Raw genomic sequence first — 1,912 nt, 5'->3', positions numbered from 1 at the left:
CCTCACCGGTGGCCGACGCCACGACTTTCTTGGCGCGGTCGCTCTTGGCCGCGCAGGTCACGTCGTCCCTGCTGTCACCCATGGCAGCTTGTGCCGGTGCATTGTTGCCAGACCGGCTCTCGCTGACATATACCGCGACCGCGCCCGCCAGCGCGCCCGCCACCAAGGCGGCGAGGATCAGGCGCGGGGCCGGGAAGAATCTACTACCGTCTGCCATTTTCTCAAAACTGCTCCGAAGCACGGGTTATAGCCATGAGCGACAAGAAAACCAGCAACCAGATGTGGGGCGGACGTTTTGCCTCGGGTCCGGCCGCGATCATGGAAGCGATCAACGCGTCTATCTCCTTCGACCGCAAACTCTATGCGCAGGACATCAAAGGCTCGATCGCCCATAGCGAGATGCTGGCGCAAACGGGCATTATTTCGGCGGCCGACCAAGAAAAAATCGCTGACGGGCTGAACACGATCCTGAAAGAGATCGAGGCCGGCAGCTTCGAGTTTTCGACACGGCTCGAAGACATCCACATGAACATCGAGGCGCGCCTCGCCGATCTGATCGGCCCGGCGGCCGGCCGGCTGCACACCGCCCGCTCGCGCAATGATCAAGTCGCGGTCGATTTGCGGCTGTGGGTCAAGGATGAATGCTTTCGCGTCGCCGAGGCGTTGAAAGGGCTGATCGAGGCGCTGCTGGAGCGGGCCGAGGAGCATGCCGCGACCGTGATGCCGGGCTTTACCCATATGCAGGCGGCCCAGCCGGTGACCTTCGGCCATCACTGCATGGCCTATGTCGAGATGTTTTCGCGCGACCTGTCGCGCGTGCGCGATGCGATCGAGCGGATGGATGAAAGCCCGCTCGGTGCCGCCGCACTTGCCGGCACCAGCTTCCCGATCGACCGCCACCGGACCGCCAAGGCGCTCGGCTTCCGCGAGCCGATGCGCAATTCGCTCGACAGCGTCTCGGATCGCGATTTCGCGCTCGAGTTCCTCGGCGTGGCGGCGATCTGCGCCACGCATCTGTCACGGCTGGCCGAAGAGATCATCATCTGGTCGACGCCGCAGTTCGGCTTCGTCAGGCTGTCGGACTCGTTTTCCACCGGCTCCTCCATCATGCCGCAGAAGAAGAACCCCGATGCCGCCGAACTGGTGCGCGGCAAGACCGGCCGCGTCACCGGTCATCTGGTCGGCCTGCTGACGGTGATGAAGGGCATGCCTTTGACCTATGGCAAGGACATGCAGGAAGACAAGGAATCGGTGTTCGACGCCGCCGAGACGCTCGACCTGATGCTGGCGGCGATGACCGGCATGGTCTCGGACATGACGGTCAACGCGGCCGCGATGAAGAAGGCCGCCGGCTCCGGCCACGCGACAGCAACCGACCTTGCCGACTGGCTGGTGCGCACGCTCGGCCTGCCGTTCCGCGAGGCGCATCATGTCACCGGCCGGGCGGTGGCGCTGGCCGAAGACAGGAAGGTGGGGCTGGAGAAGCTTTCACTGGAGGATTTGCAGGCGATCAATTCCGGCATCACGGCCGACATATTTTCGGTGCTGGCGGTGCAGAACTCGGTCAAGAGCCGCACCAGTTTCGGCGGCACGGCGCCGTCGGAAGTGAGGAAGCAGATCCGCGCCTGGAAAAAGCGGCTGGCGAAAGCGTAATGCCGGATATTGCGAGCAGTAATATCTCGGATATTGCGACGGGCAATATCTCGGATATTGCGACGAGCAATATCCGGGGTGCAATGCGCCGAGAACTCGGCTAAAAGCGGCGGCTGACAAACGTTTCGGACGGATGGATCGATGACCGGAAGCAGGATTTTGGTGACGCTGACGCTGCTGGTTGCGATCGCGGCCGTTTCGGCCTGCGGCAGGAGGGGCGCTCTCGACACGCCCTATGGGCGGCCGTGCAGGCGCGCAA

Annotated in this window: 1 protein-coding gene and 2 pseudogenes; 2 read left to right on the top strand and 1 reads right to left on the bottom strand. The window is 63.4% G+C overall.

The features are described from left to right. Positions 1–217: pseudogene (locus tag EN939_RS32285) on the bottom strand (TlpA family protein disulfide reductase); the annotation flags it as partial. 35 nt (positions 218–252) lie between these two features. Here EN939_RS32285 and argH point away from each other — a divergent pair. Both argH and lptM read left to right on the top strand, forming a co-directional pair. Next, positions 253–1,653, top strand: a complete 1,401-nt coding sequence (gene argH / locus EN939_RS32280) for an argininosuccinate lyase (RefSeq protein WP_127271598.1) — start codon at positions 253–255, stop codon at positions 1,651–1,653. Between the two features lie 141 nt (positions 1,654–1,794). After that, positions 1,795–1,912, top strand: a pseudogene (gene lptM / locus EN939_RS39905) (LPS translocon maturation chaperone LptM); the annotation flags it as partial.

This window comes from Mesorhizobium sp. M7A.F.Ca.CA.002.05.1.1, from assembly GCF_003998335.1.
Taxonomy (GTDB): Bacteria; Pseudomonadota; Alphaproteobacteria; order Rhizobiales; family Rhizobiaceae; genus Mesorhizobium.
Note: the sequence above shows the minus strand (reverse complement) of the source record. Positions and strands in the feature narration are given on the sequence as shown.